Origin of the sequence: Streptomyces sp. NPDC016309 (assembly GCF_043077235.1) — a bacterium.
In the GTDB taxonomy this organism is placed as follows: Bacteria; Actinomycetota; Actinomycetes; order Streptomycetales; family Streptomycetaceae; genus Streptomyces.
The window spans coordinates 1-17,517 of sequence record NZ_JBIBSG010000028.1 but is presented as its reverse complement, the minus strand read 5'-3'; the positions used below and the strand labels follow the sequence as shown (position 1 = coordinate 17,517).

Here is a 17,517-nt window from a genome sequence, read left to right as displayed (position 1 = left end):
GCGCCTTCAGGAGCGCACCCAGGCTGGAGGCCGTCAGGCCCTTCCCGAGGGAGGACGCGACACCCCCGGTGACGAAGATGTGCTTGGTCGTCGTGGATGTGGGCGGCATGGCCAAGAGGGGGCTCCCGTGGTCGCGTTCTGGAGGTGCGTTCCGGCGTCCGGTCCGGAGGGTTCCGGGGGTGCCGTCGCTGCGGTTCGGGGGCCGCCGATTCGAGGTGCGGCGCCCACCGGTCCACGGGCTACCAGGGTATCAGCGACGCGGGACGGCCGCTTCCGGCCGCGCGCGGACCCGGCGCCGGCCGGTCCGCCGGGAGCCCCTTGCGCAACGCGCGGCACACGGCCGAACACGTACCGCATCGCGGCACGCCGGGGGGTTTCGCCCCACCGGTCACCGGTCACTCGTTCTGCTCAACAGCTCTACCAGGACGATCACACAGAGGGCCGGAGCGCGTCGTATCCTGCTCGGACATCCGCTGCCGAGCCCACCCCCCACAACGGCACCACCCCCGCCCGTCACCGGGAACTCGTGCTCGTCGGCGATCCTTGACCCAAGACCCCAGTAAGCGCCCCACGGGGGCGAACGTTGCCGTTCGACTGGAGATTGCACGTGGCCGGGCGCATCGAGGACTACGCACTCATCGGAGACATGCAGACCGCCGCCCTGGTCTGCCGGGACGGCACGGCCGACTGGCTGTGCCTGCCCCGCTTCGATTCGCACGCCGTCTTCGCAGGACTCCTCGGTACCGAGGAGCACGGTTTCTGGCGGATCGGGCCGGCGCACGCCGACGACACCGAACCGCCCGCCGCCGACCGGCGCCGCTACGTCGGTGACTCGCTGATCCTCGAATCCGAGTGGGACACGCTGCGCAACAACGTGCACGGCACGGTGCGCGTGACCGATTTCATGCCACCGCGTGACGGCGCGCCGCAGCTCGTGCGGATCGTGGAAGGCGTCAAGGGCCGGGTGCGGATGCGCTCGGCGCTGCGGATGCGCTTCTCCTACGGGCGTGTGGTGCCTTGGGTGCACCAGGTCGACGGCCGGACGGTGGCCGTCGCCGGCCCCGACTCCATCTGGCTCGACACCGACGTGGAGACCCACGGCGAGGACCTCACCACGTACTCGGACTTCACCATCAAGGAGGGTGACCGGGTCGCCTTCACCATCAGCTGGCAGCCTTCGCACCGCGCGCAGCCGCCGCTGGCGGACCCGATGGGCGCGCTGGAGGCCACGTCCGACTTCTGGCGCGAGTGGGTCGACCACTGCACCTACCGGGGCCCGTACCGGGAGGCCGTGGTCCGCTCCCTGATCACGCTGAAGGCGCTGACGTACGCCCCCACGGGCGGCATCGTCGCCGCGCCCACCACCTCCCTGCCGGAGGACATCGGCGGCGTACGGAACTGGGACTACCGCTACACCTGGCTGCGGGACGCGGCGATCACGCTCTCCTCGCTGCTGCGCACCGGCTACCGCGAGGAGGCGCGCGCCTGGCGCGAGTGGCTGCTGCGCGCGGTCGCGGGCGACCCGGAGAACCTCCAGATCATGTACGGCATCGCGGGCGAGCGGGAGCTCGGCGAGGCGGAGCTGGACTGGCTGCCCGGGTACGAGAACTCCGCCCCCGTGCGGGTCGGCAACGGCGCCGCCAACCAGCTCCAGCTCGACGTGTACGGCGAGGTCACCGAGGCCCTGCACCTGGCGCACATGACGGGCCTGTCCCGCAACGACTACGCCTCGCTGCTCCAGCTGAAGCTGATCCGGTACCTGGAGGACCACTGGGACCAGCCGGACGAGGGCATCTGGGAGGTGCGCGGCCCGCGCCGCCACTTCGTGCACTCCAAGGTGATGGCCTGGGTCGCGGTGGACCGCACGATCAAGCTGATCGAGTCCGGGGACGCGGACGGTCCGCTGGACAAGTGGACCGAGCTGCGCGACACCATCCACCGGGACGTGTGCGAGAAGGGGTACGACCCGGAGCGCAACACCTTCACGCAGTCGTACGGCTCCAAGGAGCTGGACGCCTCACTGCTGCTGATCCCGCAGGTGGGTTTCCTGCCGCCGGACGACAAGCGGGTCATCGGCACCATCGAGGCGATCCAGCGGGAGCTGTCGACGGAGGACGGCTTCATCCTCCGCTACCCGACCGAGGGCGCGGACGAGGGCGTCGACGGCCTGCCCGGTGACGAAGGCGCGTTCCTGGCCTGCTCGTTCTGGATGGCGGACGACCTGGCGATGATCGGCCGGGTCGACGAGGCGCGGAAGCTCTTCGAGAAGCTGCTGGCCCTGCGGAACGACCTGGGGCTGCTCGCGGAGGAGTGGGACCCCCGGTTGCAGCGCCAGGTCGGGAACTTCCCGCAGGCGTTCAGCCACGTGCCGCTGATCGACACGGCGCTGCGGCTGACCGCCTCGGGCGCGTACGGCGGCTGACGCTCCGGCCGCCCGGGGAACGCCCGCCTCCGGCGTGACGTACGCCACACGCGACGGGCGGTCCCGCAAATGGCGCGCGAGGACGACGAGTTGTCGCCCGTCGCCGGGTGTCGTCCTCGTCCGGTGATGTCCTGCGAACACGGACCCGGGTACCGTCCGGCCGTATGAACGAGCAGGGCGGAATCACCGTGCAGCGGGCGCTGGAGCTGCCCGGTCTGCGCGGCGGGCTCCCGGAAGTGGTCGCCGGCGCGGACCGGCTGCACCGGACGGTGCGCTGGGTGCACGCCGGCGAGGTGCCGAACATCGCGTCGCTGCTCAAGGGCGGCGAGCTGCTGCTGACCACCGGGCTGGGCCTCGGTACGCGGCCGGCCGAGCAGCGGGCGTTCGTACGGCGGCTCGCGGAGCGCGGGATCGCCGCGCTGGTGGTGGAGCTGGGGCCGCGCTTCTCCCGGCTGCCCGCGACGATCGTGGAGACGGCGCGGGCGGCCGGGCTGCCGCTGGTCCAGCTCCACCGGGAGGTCCCCTTCGTCTCGGTGACCGAGGAGGTCCACACCGAGATCGTCAACGGGCACTACGCGCTGCTGCGGCAGGCCGAGGACGTGCACCGGCGGTGCACGGAGGCGCTGCTGGGCGGGGGCGGGGTGCCACAGGTGCTGGGCATCCTCTCCGGCTTCGCGGCCAACCCGGTGTTCCTGGAGACCGCGGACGGCCAGTTGCTGTACGCCTCGGGCGGCGGTGACGACGGGCCGGACCCGCTCCAGGTGTGGGAGGGGCTGCGCGGCCAGCGGGAGGCCCGGGAGGCGGGGCCGCCGACCGGGGCGGTGCTGGTGGACGTGCCGGGCGGCGGTCCGGGCGCGGGGGCGGTCCGGGCCCGTCTCGTCCTGCTGGCCGTGTCCGGGCCGCTGCTGCCCGTGCACCGGATGGCGGCGGAGCGGGCGGCGGGCATCCTCGCGGTGGTGTTGATGCAGGCGCGCCAGGAGGAGGAGCTGGCCGCGCGGGGGCGGGGCGACTTCCTCACCGACCTGGCGGAGGGCCGCGTCTCGGCGGAGGACGCCCCTGCGCAGGCCCGGGTGCTGGGCTTCAAGCCCGGCGACGGCCCGCTGCTCCCGGTGGTCATGCGGCTCGCCGCCGACGGGATGCCGTCCGGCGACTGGTCACTGCTGGCCCGCGCGGTGCTGGAGGAGCTGTCGGCCGTCGGCGTTCCCGTCCTGCTGGGCGTGCGGCCCGTGGAGGGCCGGGTGCCGCTGCTGCTGGGGCTGCGCGGCGAGTCGGAGCGCACAGCCGTCGCCGACCGGGTGGCCGCCGCGCTGCGGGCGGGCCTGGCGCGGGCGGGGCTGGCCCGGCCGTCGGGCGGTCATCCGCCGGTCGTCGTGGTGGGCGTCGCGGGCAGCTGGGCGGCGGCGTCGGCGGGGCTGCGGCACGCGGCGGAGACGGCGACCGCCGCCCAGGGCCTGCCCGACCGGCCCTGGTACGACGCCCGGCGCCTGGACATCGACCTGCTGCTGTGGCGGCTGGGCCGGCACGGCGGGGGGTCCGCCCTGGCGGCGTTCGTGGACCGGGCGATCGGCCCGCTGCGCGAGCACGACCGGACGTCACGCCCGCCCCTGCTGCCGACGCTGGAGACGTACCTGGCGCACGCGGGCCGCAAGGCGGAGACGGCGCGTGAACTCCACCTCAACCGCCAGACGCTCTACAACCGGCTGGCCCGCATCGGCGACCTGCTGGGCACGGACCTGGACGACCCGCAGACGGTGCTCGCCCTCTCCCTGGCCCTCCGCGCCCGCCGCCACACGCCCTGACCCGTCCGGGGCGACGGGCGCAGGGTGCGGGGGTGCGAGGTGCGGGCTCCCGCCCCGGACGGTCGCGGTGCCGGACGGTCAGCGGCCCCGGGGGCGCGGGCCCCCGAACCGGGAGCCCCCGCACAGTTCGTCGTAGACGCTGAGCACCTGGGCGATGGTGTCGTCCTCCGTGGGCCAGGTCGCCGCCTGCGCCCGCCCCGCCGACGCCAGCGCCGCCCGCCCGGCCGGGTCGGCGAGCAGGGCGGTCACGGCGGCGGCGAGCGCGCCCGCGTCCCCGTACGGCACGAGCACGGCCGCGTCGCCCACCAGCTCCGGCACCCCGCCGACCGCCGTCGCCACCAGCGGTACGCCGAGCCGCAGCGCCTCCTGGGCGAGCGGGGCCCGGGCCTCCCAGCGGCTCGGGAGCACGACCACGTCCGCGGCCGCGAGCAGCGACGTCACGTCGGCCCGCCGCCCGAGCAGCCGTACCGGAAGCCCCTCGGCGTCGATCCGCCGCTGCAACTCCGCGCGCCGGCGCCCCTCCCCCGCCACCGCGACCAGCGGCACCGGGTCGTGCCGGAGCCACAGCCCGGACGCGTCCAGCAGCGTGCCGTACCCGCGGTGCCGCTCCAGGGCGCCGACGGCCACCAGCAACGGCCGGTCCATGGCGCCGAGTTCCGCCCGCGCCTTCCCCGCCTGCGCCTCCGGCACGCCCGTGCGCGGGGGCGGGGTCGAGACGGGCCCGAGCCGGGCGTCCCGGGCGCCCCGCCGCCGCGCGCGGTCGACGAGTTCGGACGACGTACCCAGCACAACGGCCGCCGTCCGTACGGTCCTCCGCTCCATGAGCCGGACCAACCGGCCGCGGGCCCCGTCGGCGTGCGTGCGCGTGTGCCAGGTCACGACCAGCGGGACGCCCAGCGAACCGAGCGCCAGCCCGGCCCGCGCCGAGGCGTGCAGTCCATGGGCGTGCACCACGTCGGCACGCGCGCATGCCGCGCGCAGCGCCCCGATGGCGACCGGGTCACCACGGCGCGGCACGGGCACGAAGCGCGCCCCGGTGCTCAGGAAATCGTAGGCGTGGTCCAGTTCGGCGGGGGCGCACACGGTCACCCGCACGCCCCTCGCCACGAGCCCGGCCGCCAGGGACCTGACGTGAGCGCTGCTGCCCGCGCTGCCGCCGCCCAGCACCTGGACCGTATGCAGCTGTGTCACGCGCCCAAGGATGCCAGTCCGTACGCACGTTCCGGGACCGTCGGGGCGAATCGGCCGTGTCGCGGCGCGTAAACCGTCATGCGTGATCACTCACGCGGGTGATCCCGCGAGGCGGCTGACGGTGTTCCCGTACGCCGCCGCCAGCAGCGCCCCGGCCGCGTGGACCACCAGTCCCGGCCGCCCGCTGCCGGCGGCGATCGCCGTGCCGAGCGCGGCGCCCAGCGCGTGGGCGCCCGCGTCCCCGAGCATCGTGCGCTCACCGAGGTCGTCGGCGAGGACGGCTGCCGCGGCACCCGCCGGAGCGGCGGCGAGCGGCCCGCGCGGCAGGCCCGGCACGCCGAGCGCGAGCACGGTGAGGGCCGCCCGGCCGGGCCGTACGTCCACCAGGTTCACCGCGTGCGCGGTGCCGGCGATGACGACGCCCGCGAGGACCCTGTCGAGGGGCCGCTCCTTGAGCAGCGCGCCCGCGACGAGCCCGGCGGCGCCGATCCCGAAGAGTTTGACGGCCCCGCTGGTGACCTCGCCCTCCCGCAGGGCGCCCAGGTGCGCCCGGAAGCCCCGCCGGTGGTCGCCCTTGACATCGTCGTACGCCCCGCACGCCCCGGCCGCGAGCCCGGCCAGCACGGCGGCACCGGCCGCCCGGGGCCCCGCGCCGAGAGCGCCCAGCGCGGCGCCGGCGGCCACCGCGGGCCCGGCGTACAGGTCGACGGTGCGCCCCGCGTAGTTGGTCCGCTCCCACCGCGCGTCACGCCGTCGGCGCCGCAGCCCGGCGTACACGGCACGGGTGCCGGCAGCGGCGATCCCGAAGCCCCCCACAGTCCTGATCACCCCGCCACCCTACGCAGCCCCCACCTGCCCGCCCCGTTGTGGTCAGTCGTTCCGCCGGGGCTCTGCCCACCCCCGCGCGCCCACGCCGCCCCGTTGTGGTCAGTCGTTCCGCCGGGCGATGGGGGTCCCCCCTGCTCGAGCGAAGCCGAGAGCTTGGGGGAGGGTGGGCACAACGGAACCGGGGCGGCGCCCTTTTCCGTGCCCCCCGGGGCGCCGCGCTTCACCGGTACGCCCAGGGGCCCGCCCCGCCCAGGGCGGCGCCCAGGGGTCCCGCCCCCCCGGGGCGGTCAGGCGTCCGCCCGCGCCGTCGCCAGCAGCTCCTCCGCATGCGCCCGCGCCGTCTCCGAGTCCTCCTGGCCCGCGAGCATCCGCGACAGCTCCCGCACCCGGTCCTCGCCCTCCAGGACGGTGACGCCGGACCGGGTCACGGACCCGTCGTTGGTCTTCTCGACCAGCAATTGCCGGTCCGCGAAGGCCGCGACCTGCGGGAGGTGCGTGACGACGACGACCTGCGCCGACTTGGCGAGCTTCGCCAGCCGCCGCCCGATCTCCACCGCCGCCTTGCCGCCGACGCCCGCGTCGACCTCGTCGAAGAGGTACGTCGGCACCGGGTCCGTACCCGCGAAGACGACCTCGACGGCGAGCATCACGCGCGACAGCTCGCCGCCCGATGCGCCCTTGGCGATCGGCCGGGGCGGCGCGCCCGGGTGGGGGGCGAGGAGCAGTTCGACCTCGTCGGCGCCGGCCGGCCCGTAGGCCACGGTCCGCCCGCCGACCTCCACCCCCTCGGGGTCGTCGGTCTGCCGGATGTCGAAGGACACCCGCGCGTGCGGCATGGCCAGCGACGCCAGCTCGGCGGTGACGGCGTCCGCGAACCGGGCCGCCGCCTCCGTCCTCGCGTCGGTCAGGGCCTGCGCCAGCCCGGACAGCTCGGCGCGCAGGGCGTCCCGCTCGGCGGCCAGCTCGCCGATCCGGTCGTCGTCGCCGTCCAGTTCGGTGAGCCGGGCGGCGCCCTCCTCCGCCCAGGCCAGGACGGCGGCGATGTCGGAGCCGTACTTGCGGGTGAGCCCGGTCAGCGCGGCGCGCCGTTCCTCGACGGCCGCGAGGCGCCGGGGGTCGGCGTCCAGGTCGTCGGCGTACCCGGCGAGTTCGGTGGCCACGTCCGCGAGGAGGATCGAGATCTCGCCCATCCGGTCGGCGAGCGCGGCGAGCGCCGGGTCGTGCGCCCGGACGGCCTCCAGGGCCCGCTGGGCGCCCGCGACGAGGGTGGTGGCGTCCAGGACCTCGGGGTCCTCGGGGTTGCCCGCCAGCGCCCCGTGGGCCAGCGCTGCGGCGGACGCGAGGGCCTCGGCGTGGCCGAGGCGCTCGGCCTCGGCGGCCAGTTCCGCGTCCTCGCCCGCGCGCGGCTCGACCGCCTCGATCTCGGCGAGGCCGAAGCGCAGCAGGTCGGCCTCCTGCGCCCGCTCCCGGGCGCGCGTGGTCAGCTCGTCGAGCTGGGCGGTGACGGCCCGCAGCCGCCGGTAGGCGTCGCCGTATTTGGCCAGCGGTACGGCGACGGCGTCGCCCGCGTACCGGTCGAGCGCACCGCGCTGCCGGGCGGGCTTGAGCAGGCCCTGCTGGTCGGTCTGGCCGTGGACGGCGACGAGCTCGTCGGCCAGCTCGGCCAGCACGCCGACGGGAACGGAGCGTCCGCCCAGGTGGGCCCGGGAGCGGCCCTCCGCCGACACGGTGCGGCTGATGAGCAGCGCGCCGTCGTCCAGCTCGGCGCCCGCCTCCTCGGCCCGTACCGCCGCGGCGGCGCCCGGCGGCACGCTGATCCGGCCCTCGACGACGGCGTTCGGCGAACCGATCCTGACCAGGGCGGGGTCGGCGCGCCCGCCGAGCAGCAGTCCGAGGCTGGTCACCACCATGGTCTTGCCCGCGCCGGTCTCACCGGTCACCGCGGTGAAACCGGGTGACAGCTCGACCACCGCGTCGTCGATGACCCCGAGCGACCGTATCCGCATCTCCTCCAACACGGGGAAGACCTTACGAGGTCGTGGGGCCCCTGTGCGACGGCCCCCGCCCCGCGTCGCCGAAGCCGCAGGTCGCGGGGCGGAACCGGCGGGTCCGTGTCACCCGCGGGAGTGGGCCCCGCGGCCCGTCAGCGCGGGGCGCCCCGCCAGCCGGACACCGGGAGGGCGAACTTGGCCACCAGCCGGTCGGTGAACGACGCGTGGTGCAGCCGGGCCAGCCGGACCGGTACCGCCCCGCGGCGGACCTCCACCCGGGCGCCGGCGGGCAGCTCGACGGTGCGCCGCCCGTCGCACCACAGCACCCCGTCCGGGGTGTGCGGCTCGACCTCCACCGCCAGCACCGAGTCCGGAGTGGTCACCAGCGGCTTGGCGAACAGGGCGTGGGCCCCGATCGGCACCATGAGCAGCGCCTCCACCTCGGGCCAGATCACCGGGCCGCCGGCCGAGAAGGCGTACGCGGTGGATCCGGTCGGGGTGGCGCAGATCACCCCGTCGCAGCCGAAGCCGGTCACGGGCCGGCCGTCGATCGCGAGGACGACCTCCAGCATGCGCTCGGCCGAGACCTTCTGCACGGCGGCCTCGTTGAGCGCCCAGTCGCTGTGCAGCACGTCGCCGTTGTTGTGCACGGTGACGTCCAGGGTCATGCGCTCCTCGACCTCGTACGCCCGGGTCACGACCCGGTCGACGACCTTGTCGAGGTCGTCGCGCTCGGCCTCGGCGAGGAAGCCGACCCGTCCCAGGTTCACGCCGAGCATCGGCACGCCCGAGGCACGGGCGAACTCCGCCCCGCGCAGCAGCGTCCCGTCGCCGCCGAGCACGATGAGCAGCTCGCAGCCGTCCAGGACGTCGGGCGACGCCTCCGGCACGGTCTCGACCGTCGGCGGCAGTGGCAGGTCGGCCGCCTCGGCGGCCAGGACGCGCACCCCGAGGCCGCAGCGCAGCAGGCCGAGCACGACGAGCTCGGCGCTGCGGACCGCCGCCGGGCGGCCGGTGTGCGCGAGCAGGAAGACGGTGCGGGGTGCAGCAGTCGTCGGATGCGCTGTCGATGATGTCAACGGGGTCCCTCCGCCACGGCGCGTTCCACGTCAGCCGGATCCAGCGCGGGCGCGCCGGCCCGCAGCCACAGAAAGTACTCGACGTTGCCCGAGGGGCCGGGGAGCGGACTGGCGGTGACGCCCAGGACGCCCAGGCCGAGTTGGCCGGCCTGCCGTGCCACGCCCCGTACCGCGTCGGCGCGCAGCTCCGGGCTGCGGACGACACCGCCGCTGCCGAGGCGTTCCTTGCCGACCTCGAACTGGGGCTTCACCATCAGCACCAGGTCGGCGTCGGGCGCGGAGACGCCCGCCAGGGCGGGCAGTACCAGTCCCAGCGGGATGAACGACAGGTCGCCCACCACCAGATCCACCGGCTCTCCGTCGATCGCGTCCAGTGTCAGCTCACGTACGTTCGTACGGTCCTTGACGGTCACGCGTTCATCGCTCTGCAACGACCAGGCGAGCTGCCCGTACCCGACGTCGACGGCGACGACGTGCGCCGCCCCGGCGCGCAGCAGCACGTCGGTGAACCCGCCCGTGGAGGCGCCCGCGTCCAGTGCGCGCCGGCCCTCGACCCTCAGCCCGCGCGGGACGAAGGCGGCGAGGGCGCCGGCCAGCTTGTGGCCGCCGCGCGAGACGTAGTCGGGGTCGGCGTCGTCCTGCGCGACCACGATGGCCGCGGCGGTCTCGACCTGGGTGGCGGGCTTGGTGGCGGTGTTGCCGCCGACGGTCACCCGCCCCGCCGCGATCAGCTGGCTCGCGTGCTCGCGCGAGCGGGCGAGCTTCCGGCGCACCAGCTCGGCGTCGAGACGGCGGCGTGCGACTCCTGCCACGTTCGGTTCAGCTCCTGTGGTCGTACGGGGGTGAAGGCTGGGGGCGCGCGTCGAGCGCGGCCAGCGCCTCCCGCAGCCCCCGGTGTACATCCTCGTACACCTCCAGGTGCCCGTCGGCGGGGAGGTGGTCGGCGTCGGCCAGCCGCTCCAGGCCGGTGTCGATCCGCGGGTGCCCGGTGGGCACGCGCTCGACGCCGAGGGGCGCGGGTGCGGCCGGTTCGCGGGTCTCCGGCGGCGCCTCCTCGACGGCCGCCGGGGGCTCGGGCATCACGTCGCTCATGCCCCGACGCTACCGCGAAGCGCTGGGGTACGGTCGGTGCCGATGGCCACGATCGAGGAGTGCCGCAGCGCACTCGACAGACTTTCCGACAACCTCACCCGCGCCGACGGCTCGGTGCGCGGCGCCGCCGCGCTCGACCGCTCGCTGACCTGCCACGTGACGGACCTGGACGTCACCTTCACCGGCCGCCTCTCCGGCGGCCGGATCCTGGTGCTGGACCAGGTGGCCGGGCCGCCGCCGGAGCGGGCCGGGATACGGCTGGCGATGACCGGCGACGACCTGGTGGCGCTGGTGGACGGCGAGCTGGACTTCGCGAAGGCCTGGGCCTCCGGCCGGGTCAGGCTGGAGGCCGGGTTCCGCGACCTGCTGCGCCTGCGGTCACTGCTGTAGGGCGGCGGCCACCCGGGCCTTGCGCGCGGCGGGGATCACCAGCGGCGTGCCCGTCTCGGGGTCGTCGATGACCTGGCAGCGCAGCCCGAAGACGCGTTCCACCAGCTCCGCGGTGACCACCTCGGACGGCGGGCCCTCCGCGACGACCTCCCCGCCCCGTACGGCGATGAGGTGAGTGGCGTACCGGGCGGCGTGGTTGAGGTCGTGCAGGACGGCGACCAGGGTGCGGCCCTGCGTCTCGTGCAGTTCCGCGCACAGGTCGAGCACGTCGATCTGGTGCTGGATGTCCAGGTACGTCGTCGGTTCGTCGAGCAGCAGCAGCGGCGTCTGCTGGGCGAGCGCCATCGCGATCCACACGCGCTGGCGCTGCCCGCCCGACAGTTCGTCGACGTACCGGTCGGCCAGCTCGCCCACGCCTGTGGCGTCCATCGACTCGGTGACGATCCGCTCGTCCTCCGGCGACCACTGGCGCAGCAGCCCCTGGTGGGGGTAGCGGCCACGGGCGACCAGGTCCGCGACGGTGATGCCGTCCGGGGCGATGGACGACTGCGGCAGCAGGCCCAGGGTCCTGGCGACCTTCTTGGCGGGCATCGAGTGGATGGTCTGCCCGTCCAGCAGCACCCGCCCCTCGGTGGGCTTCAGCATCCGGGACAGGGCCCGCAGCAGGGTCGACTTGCCGCACGCGTTGGGGCCGACGATCACCGTGAAGGAGTTGTCGGGTATCTCGACGGACAGGTCGCGGGCGATGATCCGCTGCTCGTAGGCGAGGGTGACCGCCTCCGCGCTCAGGCGCTGCTGCATGGACGTACTCCTGGCGTTCTTCCGGTGGTTCAGGGGGGCGGGGCTCATATCCGGCCCGCCTTGCGTTCCGTCACGAGCAGCCACAGCAGGTACCCGCCGCCGACGACCCCGGTGACCACGCCGACGGGCAGCTCCCGCTCGCCGAACGCGTTGGTGGCGGTCCAGTCGGCGACGAGCAGCAGTGCGGCGCCCATCAGCGCGGAGGCGGCGAGGTTGGGGCCGGGCGAGCGGGTGAGCCGGCGGGCGAGCTGGGGGGCGCTCAGCGACACGAAGGTGATCGGCCCGGCGGCGGCCGTGGCGACGGACACCAGCAGCACCGCGGCCCCCATCAGCACCAGGCGGGTGCGCTCGACCCGCACGCCGAGCGCGTACGCGGCGTCGTCGCCCATCTCCAGCATCCGCAGCGGCCGCCCGTACGCCAGCACCAGCGGTACGAGGACCGCGCACACGCCGAGCAGCGGCCAGAACTGGGCCCAGTCCCGGCCGTCGAGCGTGCCGGTCATCCAGAGCACGGCCCGGGTGGCGTCGATCAGGTTCGCCTTGGTGATCAGGTAGTGGATGACGGCGGTCAGCATGGCGGCCGCGCCGATGCCGACGAGCACCAGCCGGAAGCCGTGCACACCGCGCTTCCAGGCGAGCAGGTAGATCAGGGCGCCGGTCACCACACCGCCCACGACGGCGCCGGCGGCGACGGCCGTGGCGCTGCCCCCGAAGAGCACGATGACGGTGAGCGCGCCGACGGCCGCGCCCTGCCCGAAGCCGATGATGTCGGGGCTGCCCAGCGGGTTGCGGGAGACGGACTGGAAGACCGCGCCGCCCAGGCCGAGCGACGCGCCGACGAGGACGGCCACCAGCACGCGCGGCAGCCGCAGGTCCTGGACGATGAACTCCTGCGCCATGGTGCCGTCGCCGAGCAGGGTGGCGACGACGTCGCCGGGCGCGATGGGGAAGTCGCCGCTGCCGATCAGGACGACGCCGGCCGCCACGGTGACGAGGGCGAGCAGCAGGACGGCGGCCGCCGCACGCGGCTGGTAGCGGACGGACAGGCCTCCGGGGGTGCGGAGGGCCTTCGCGGTACGGGTGCTCACAGCTGGGCCATCCTCTTGCGGCGTACGAGGTGGATGAAGACGGGTCCGCCGACGAGCGCGGTCACGATGCCGACCTGCAACTCGGAGGGCCGCACCATGACCCGCCCCAGCACGTCGGAGCCCAGCAGCAGCACGGGCGAGACCACCGCCGCGTACGGCAGGATCCACCGCATGTCGGGGCCGGTCACGGCACGGACCATGTACGGCACCATCAGGCCGACGAAGACGATGGGTCCGCACGCGGCGGTCGCGGCGCCGCACAGCAGCGTCACCGCCACCATGCCGAGCACGCGCGTCCGGTTGAGGTGGGCGCCCAGCGCCCGGGCGGTGTCGTCGCCCATCTCCATGGCGTTCAGCGGCCGGGCGATCAGCAGCGCGAGGACGACGCCCACCAGGACGAACGGGGCCACGCTGCGGATCGTCGCCATGTCGGCGTTGGCCAGCGAGCCGACGGTCCAGAAGCGCAACCGGTCCAGAGCGGCCGAGTCCAGCAGCTGCACCGCGTTGACGTACCCGTACAGCGCCGCGGTCGCCGCGGTCCCCGCCAGCGCCAGCCGCACGGGCGTGGCGGCGCGGCTGCCGCCGAGGACGTACACGACGACCGAGACGACGGCGGCGCCCAGGAAGGCGAACCACACGTACCCGGTCAGGGAGGTGACGCCCAGGAAGCTGATGGCGGTGACGACGGCGGCCGCGGCCCCCGCGTTCACTCCCAGCAGGCCCGGTTCGGCGAGCGGGTTGCGGGTGAGGGCCTGCATGACCGCGCCCGACAGTCCGAGTGCGACACCGACGATCACTCCCAGCAGGGTGCGGGGCACCCGGAGGTCCTGGATCAGGACGTCGTTGCCCGTACCGGAGTACCGGAACAGGCCGTGCCACACATCGTCCAGCGGAACCGGCTTGGCCCCCACCATGATGCTCGCGACACAGACCAGCAGCAGGACACCGACGGCGACGAGCAGCCCGGCCGCGCGCACCGAACGGCGGCGCCCACGGGGCTGGGCTGCGGCGGAGGGACCCGCGCTCTGTTTGGGAGGACTGTCGACCAACACCCGGTTAGGTTAGCCTACCTTTGCCTGGTGACCAGGGGTGGGCCGCCCGCCCGTCAGCGCCTCACCACCCCAGCCTGGCCAGCGCCTTCCCCGCGTCCAGGGTGCACGCGCCGTCGCCCGCCGCGGTCCACGCCGCAGCGCACAGCGCCCGCAGCCCGTCCAGCGCCTCCCCGTCCCCGTCCAGGGCCAGGGCGTCCCCCCGGACCGACGCCGTCCACCCGCCGCACCCGAACCCGTCGGCCGCCGTCCCGGTGACCTCCGGCTGCCCGGTGAGCAGGCCCCGAAGATCGGCGTCCACGTACGTCGGCCGGTGCTCCGGCACCGCGGCCAGAAGCCGCGCCGCGTCCGTCACTCCGGTCAGGACGAGCAGCGAGTCCACGCCCCCGTTGAACGCCCCCTCGATGTCGGTGTCCAGCCGGTCGCCCACCACCAACGGCCGCTCCGCACCCGTCCGCAGGATGGTCTCGCGGTGCATGGGCGGCAGCGGCTTCCCCGCCACCTGCGGCTCGGCTCCGGTGGCGATCCGCACGACCTCCACCGCCGCCCCGTTCCCCGGCGCGATCCCCCGCCCGCTCGGGATGGTCAGGTCGGTGTTGGACGCGAACCACGGCACGCCCCGCGCCACCGCGTACGAGGCCTCGGCGAACCGCCCCCAGGGCAGCTCCGGCCCCCCGTACCCCTGCACCACGGCCGCCGGGTCGTCGTCCGCCGACTCCACCGGCTCCAGCCCGCGCTCGCGCAGCGCCACCCGCAGGCCCTCACCACCGATCACCAGCACCCGCGAACCGCCTGGCAACTGCTCGGAGACCAGCCGCGCCACCGCCTGCGCCGAGGTGATCACGTCGGACGCACCGGCCGGCACGCCCAGCTCGGTCAGGTGCTCGGCGACGGCGTCCGGCGTCCGCAGCGCGTTGTTGGTGACGTACGCGAGGTGCATCCCGCCGTCCCGGGCCGTCCCCAGCGCCTCCACGGCGTGCCGGATCGCTTTGCCGCCCGCGTACACCACACCGTCCAGGTCCAGCAGCGCCGTGTCGTACGCCTCGCTGAGCGCGCGCGCACTCCCGCTCGGCCGGTTCCTGCCCCGCTGCCCCATGTCCTGAACCTCTCGCTCCGAAAGCCAACTGCCCCCGATCATCGCGCATACCCGCAATCCACATACGATGCAGGGATGGACACCACAGGTTCTGCGGCCAACGGCGGTCTGCACCTGACACCTTTCCGTGGGCTGCGCTATGTCCCCGAACGGGTCGGGAGCCTTGCCGCGGTGACCTCTCCCCCGTACGACGTGGTCGTACGGCCCGACGGTGTGCACCATCTCCAGTCGGCCGACCCGCACAACATCGTCCGGCTGATCCTGCCGCAAGCGGCCACCAGCGAGGCCCGCCACCGCCAGGCCGCCGACACCCTGCGGGCCTGGGTCTCCGACGGCGTCCTCGCGGCGGACGCCGAACCCGCGCTCTACGTGTACGAGCAGCGCAAGGGCGACCTCCTCCAGCGCGGCCTCATCGGCGCCCTGGAGCTGACCACCCCCGACGAGGGCGTGGTCCTGCCCCACGAGGACGTCATACCCCACGTCGTCGCGGACCGCGCCGCCCTGATGCGCACCACCGCCGCCAACCTGGACCCGCTGCTCCTGACCTACCGCGGCAACGGCACCGCCACCGGAGCGACCGCCGTCATCGAGCGCACGGTGCTGCGGGCGCCCCTGCTGGCGACGACCACCGAGGACGGCATCAGCCACCGCCTCTGGTCCGTCACCGATCCGGCCGCGCTGGCGGAGGTCGCCGCCGACCTCGGCCGCCACCAGGCGCTCATCGCCGACGGCCACCACCGCTGGGCCACCTACCTGCGCCTCCGCGACGAACACCCCGCGCCCGGCCCCTGGAACTACGGCCTGGTCCTCCTGATCGACACCGGCCGCTACCCGCTCCAGGTCCGCGCCATCCACCGGCTGCTCAACCATCTGCCGGTCGCCGACGCCCTCACCGCCCTCGGTGACGCCTTCCGCGTCCGCACCCTCGACGGCCCCCTCCCCGCCGCCCTGGGCGCCCTCGCCTCCGCCGTCCAGGAGGGCAACGCCTTCCTGCTCGCCGGCGACGGCCGCTTCCACCTGGTCGACCGCCCCTCCCCGGAGATCATCGCCCGTACGGTCCGGGCGGACCGCCCCGAGGCCTGGCGCACGCTCGACGCGACGGTGCTGCACGCCACGCTCATCGACCACGTCTGGCACGTCCCGGACACCCCCGAGGGCATCACCTACATCCATGACGCGCAGGCTGCCGTCGCCCAGGCCGAACGCCGGGGCGGCACCGCCGTCCTGATGCACCCGGTCCGCGAGGACGTGGTGCGCGACCTGGCCCGCCAGGGCGTCACCATGCCGCGCAAGTCGACCTCCTTCGGCCCGAAGCCGGCCACCGGCCTGGTGCTCCGCAGCCTCGACGTCGACTGACCGCGGACATGCGAAAGGGGCGGCACCCGCACGGGATGCCGCCCCTCGTCACATCGGTCAGCCGCGCGACTCGTCGTCCGACACGGCGGCGTCCGCCTCCTCGTCGTGCTCCGGCTCGTCGTGCTCCGGCTCGTCGTGCTCCTCCGCGGCGGCATCGACGAACTCGACCCCGTCCAGCTCGGCCAGCCGGTCCGACGCGTCGGTCGAACCGTCCTTGTCGGCCTCCAGCGCCTTGGCGAACCACTCCCGCGCCTCGTCCTCGCGCCCCGCCTCCAGCAGCGCGTCGGCGTACGCGTACCGCAGACGGGCCGTCCACGGCTGGACGGAGTTCGACGCCAGCTCCGGGCTCTGGAGGGTCACGATGGCGGCGTCGAGCTGCCCCATGTCCCTGCGCGCCCCGGCGGCGACGAGCCGCATCTCGACCTGGCCGGCCTTGTCGAGCTTCTGCACCTCGGGCTCACCGGCCATCGCCATCGCCCGCTCGGGCCGGCCAAGACCGCGCTCGCAGTCGGCCATCACGGGCCACAGCTCCACGCTGCCCGTCATACGCCGGGCCGCCCGGAACTCGGCCAGCGCCTCGGCGTACTTCTGGGTCGCGTACGCGGCGAAGCCGGCGGCCTCCCGCACGGCCGCCACACGCGAGGCCAGCCGCAGCGCGATGCGCGAGTACGCGTACGCCTTCTCGGGCTCCTCGTCGATGAGCTGGGCGACCATCACCAGGTTCCTGGCGACATCCTCGGCCAGCGTCTTGGGCAGGCTCATCAGCTCCTGCCGCACGTCCCTGTCGATCTCGTCACCGGTGACCTCCGGCGGGATCGGCAGCCGCTTGATGGGCTCCCGGTCCCGGTCACGCCGGTCCCGGTCGTCACGACGGAAGCCGCCGCGGTCGTCCCGACGGTCGTCACGGCCCCGGTAGCCACCGCGGTCGCGGTCGTCCCGGCGGGGCCCGCGCGGCCGGTCGTCACGCCGGTCGTCCCGACGGAACCCGCCCCGGTCGTCACGGCGGTCATCGCGACGGTCGTCACGGCGGGGCGCCCGCTCATCGCGGGGGAACGCACCCCGGTCGTCACGGCGGTCGTCGCGGGGCCGGTAACCGCCCCGGTCGTCGCGCGGGAAGCCACCACGGTCGTCGCGGCGGTCGTCACGGCGGAACCCGCCACGGTCGTCACGGCCACGGTCATCACGACGGGGCCCACGGTCGTCCCGGTTGAACGCCGGACGCTCATCACGACGCTCGTCACGCCGGAAACCACCACGGTCGTCACGGCCACGATCATCACGACGAGGCCCACGGTCATCCCGGTTGAACGCCGGACGCTCATCACGACGCTCGTC

General features: G+C 74.8%; 16 protein-coding genes. 4 read left to right on the top strand and 12 right to left on the bottom strand.

Translation table 11 applies throughout. The annotated features are described in order from the left end of the window. Positions 1-109: hypothetical protein (locus ACF068_RS32090; protein WP_392277838.1), on the bottom strand; the 109-nt coding region annotated here is incomplete at its 3' end. A gap of 498 nt (positions 110-607) precedes the next feature. Between ACF068_RS32090 and ACF068_RS32085 the strand changes: the two genes are divergently transcribed. Together ACF068_RS32085 and ACF068_RS32080 are read left to right on the top strand one after the other, a co-directional pair. Next, positions 608-2,422: a glycoside hydrolase family 15 protein gene (locus ACF068_RS32085; RefSeq protein WP_392277834.1), complete on the top strand. Its 1,815-nt coding sequence runs from the start codon at positions 608-610 to the stop codon at positions 2,420-2,422. A gap of 164 nt (positions 2,423-2,586) precedes the next feature. Then, complete coding sequence (locus ACF068_RS32080; protein WP_392277833.1) at positions 2,587-4,221, top strand: PucR family transcriptional regulator; 1,635 nt, start codon at positions 2,587-2,589, stop codon at positions 4,219-4,221. A gap of 78 nt (positions 4,222-4,299) precedes the next feature. Here the strand turns inward: ACF068_RS32080 and ACF068_RS32075 are convergent, their stop codons facing one another. The 6 genes from ACF068_RS32075 to ACF068_RS32050 all read right to left on the bottom strand — a co-directional run bounded on the left by ACF068_RS32075 (position 4,300) and on the right by ACF068_RS32050 (position 10,390). Next, positions 4,300-5,412 (bottom strand): glycosyltransferase family 4 protein, encoded by a 1,113-nt coding sequence (locus tag ACF068_RS32075; protein WP_392277832.1) that lies wholly within the window; start codon positions 5,410-5,412, stop codon positions 4,300-4,302. Positions 5,413-5,502: 90 nt separating this feature from the next. Then, entirely contained in the window at positions 5,503-6,240 is a 738-nt protein-coding gene (locus tag ACF068_RS32070; RefSeq protein WP_392277831.1) for a hypothetical protein, read from the bottom strand. A 287-nt stretch (positions 6,241-6,527) separates the two neighbouring features. Then, positions 6,528-8,246: a DNA repair protein RecN gene (gene recN, locus ACF068_RS32065; RefSeq protein WP_392277837.1), complete on the bottom strand. Its 1,719-nt coding sequence runs from the start codon at positions 8,244-8,246 to the stop codon at positions 6,528-6,530. A gap of 137 nt (positions 8,247-8,383) precedes the next feature. Then, positions 8,384-9,310 (bottom strand): NAD kinase, encoded by a 927-nt coding sequence (locus ACF068_RS32060; protein WP_392277830.1) that lies wholly within the window; start codon positions 9,308-9,310, stop codon positions 8,384-8,386. Beyond that, positions 9,307-10,122, bottom strand: a complete 816-nt coding sequence (locus ACF068_RS32055) for a TlyA family RNA methyltransferase (RefSeq protein WP_392277829.1) — start codon at positions 10,120-10,122, stop codon at positions 9,307-9,309. The genes ACF068_RS32060 and ACF068_RS32055 overlap by 4 nt, the downstream gene beginning before the upstream one ends. 7 nt (positions 10,123-10,129) lie before the next feature. Then, positions 10,130-10,390: a hypothetical protein gene (locus ACF068_RS32050; RefSeq protein ID WP_392277836.1), complete on the bottom strand. Its 261-nt coding sequence runs from the start codon at positions 10,388-10,390 to the stop codon at positions 10,130-10,132. Between the two features lie 54 nt (positions 10,391-10,444). Here ACF068_RS32050 and ACF068_RS32045 point away from each other — a divergent pair, with 54 nt between their 5' ends. Continuing rightward, on the top strand, positions 10,445-10,792 hold the full coding sequence (locus ACF068_RS32045; RefSeq protein WP_392277828.1) for a sterol-binding protein: 348 nt from the start codon (positions 10,445-10,447) through the stop codon (positions 10,790-10,792). Here the strand turns inward: ACF068_RS32045 and ACF068_RS32040 are convergent. From ACF068_RS32040 to ACF068_RS32025, 4 genes are all read right to left on the bottom strand, one after another. Further along, positions 10,781-11,641, bottom strand: a complete 861-nt coding sequence (locus tag ACF068_RS32040; RefSeq protein WP_392277827.1) for an ABC transporter ATP-binding protein — start codon at positions 11,639-11,641, stop codon at positions 10,781-10,783. The genes ACF068_RS32045 and ACF068_RS32040 overlap by 12 nt on opposite strands. Continuing rightward, positions 11,638-12,681 (bottom strand): FecCD family ABC transporter permease, encoded by a 1,044-nt coding sequence (locus tag ACF068_RS32035; RefSeq protein WP_392277826.1) that lies wholly within the window; start codon positions 12,679-12,681, stop codon positions 11,638-11,640. Before ACF068_RS32035 ends, ACF068_RS32040 begins: the two co-directional genes overlap by 4 nt. After that, on the bottom strand, positions 12,678-13,733 hold the full coding sequence (locus ACF068_RS32030; protein WP_392277825.1) for a FecCD family ABC transporter permease: 1,056 nt from the start codon (positions 13,731-13,733) through the stop codon (positions 12,678-12,680). Before ACF068_RS32030 ends, ACF068_RS32035 begins: the two co-directional genes overlap by 4 nt. A gap of 61 nt (positions 13,734-13,794) precedes the next feature. Beyond that, positions 13,795-14,826 (bottom strand): HAD-IIA family hydrolase, encoded by a 1,032-nt coding sequence (locus ACF068_RS32025; protein WP_392277824.1) that lies wholly within the window; start codon positions 14,824-14,826, stop codon positions 13,795-13,797. Positions 14,827-14,901: 75 nt separating this feature from the next. Here ACF068_RS32025 and ACF068_RS32020 point away from each other — a divergent pair, with 75 nt between their 5' ends. Next, a complete protein-coding gene (locus ACF068_RS32020; protein ID WP_392277823.1) occupies positions 14,902-16,182 on the top strand; it encodes a DUF1015 domain-containing protein in 1,281 nt (426 codons plus the stop codon). Between the two features lie 57 nt (positions 16,183-16,239). On the opposite strand, the gene ACF068_RS32015 is transcribed toward ACF068_RS32020, so the two are convergent. Beyond that, entirely contained in the window at positions 16,240-17,004 is a 765-nt protein-coding gene (locus tag ACF068_RS32015) for a tetratricopeptide repeat protein (RefSeq protein WP_392277835.1), read from the bottom strand. Positions 17,005-17,517: the final 513 nt, after the last annotated feature.

What these genes read in the sequence shown, in the direction of transcription:
- ACF068_RS32025 (WP_392277824.1), bottom strand. Translation starts at nt 14,826, where the DNA reads ATGGGGCAGCGGGGCAGGAACCGGCCGAGCGGGAGTGCGCGCGCGCTC.
- ACF068_RS32080 (WP_392277833.1), top strand. Translation starts at nt 2,587, where the DNA reads ATGAACGAGCAGGGCGGAATCACCGTGCAGCGGGCGCTGGAGCTGCCC.
- ACF068_RS32040 (WP_392277827.1), bottom strand. Translation starts at nt 11,641, where the DNA reads ATGAGCCCCGCCCCCCTGAACCACCGGAAGAACGCCAGGAGTACGTCC.
- ACF068_RS32020 (WP_392277823.1), top strand. Translation starts at nt 14,902, where the DNA reads ATGGACACCACAGGTTCTGCGGCCAACGGCGGTCTGCACCTGACACCT.
- recN (WP_392277837.1), bottom strand. Translation starts at nt 8,246, where the DNA reads ATGCGGATACGGTCGCTCGGGGTCATCGACGACGCGGTGGTCGAGCTG.
- ACF068_RS32050 (WP_392277836.1), bottom strand. Translation starts at nt 10,390, where the DNA reads ATGCCCGAGCCCCCGGCGGCCGTCGAGGAGGCGCCGCCGGAGACCCGC.
- ACF068_RS32045 (WP_392277828.1), top strand. Translation starts at nt 10,445, where the DNA reads ATGGCCACGATCGAGGAGTGCCGCAGCGCACTCGACAGACTTTCCGAC.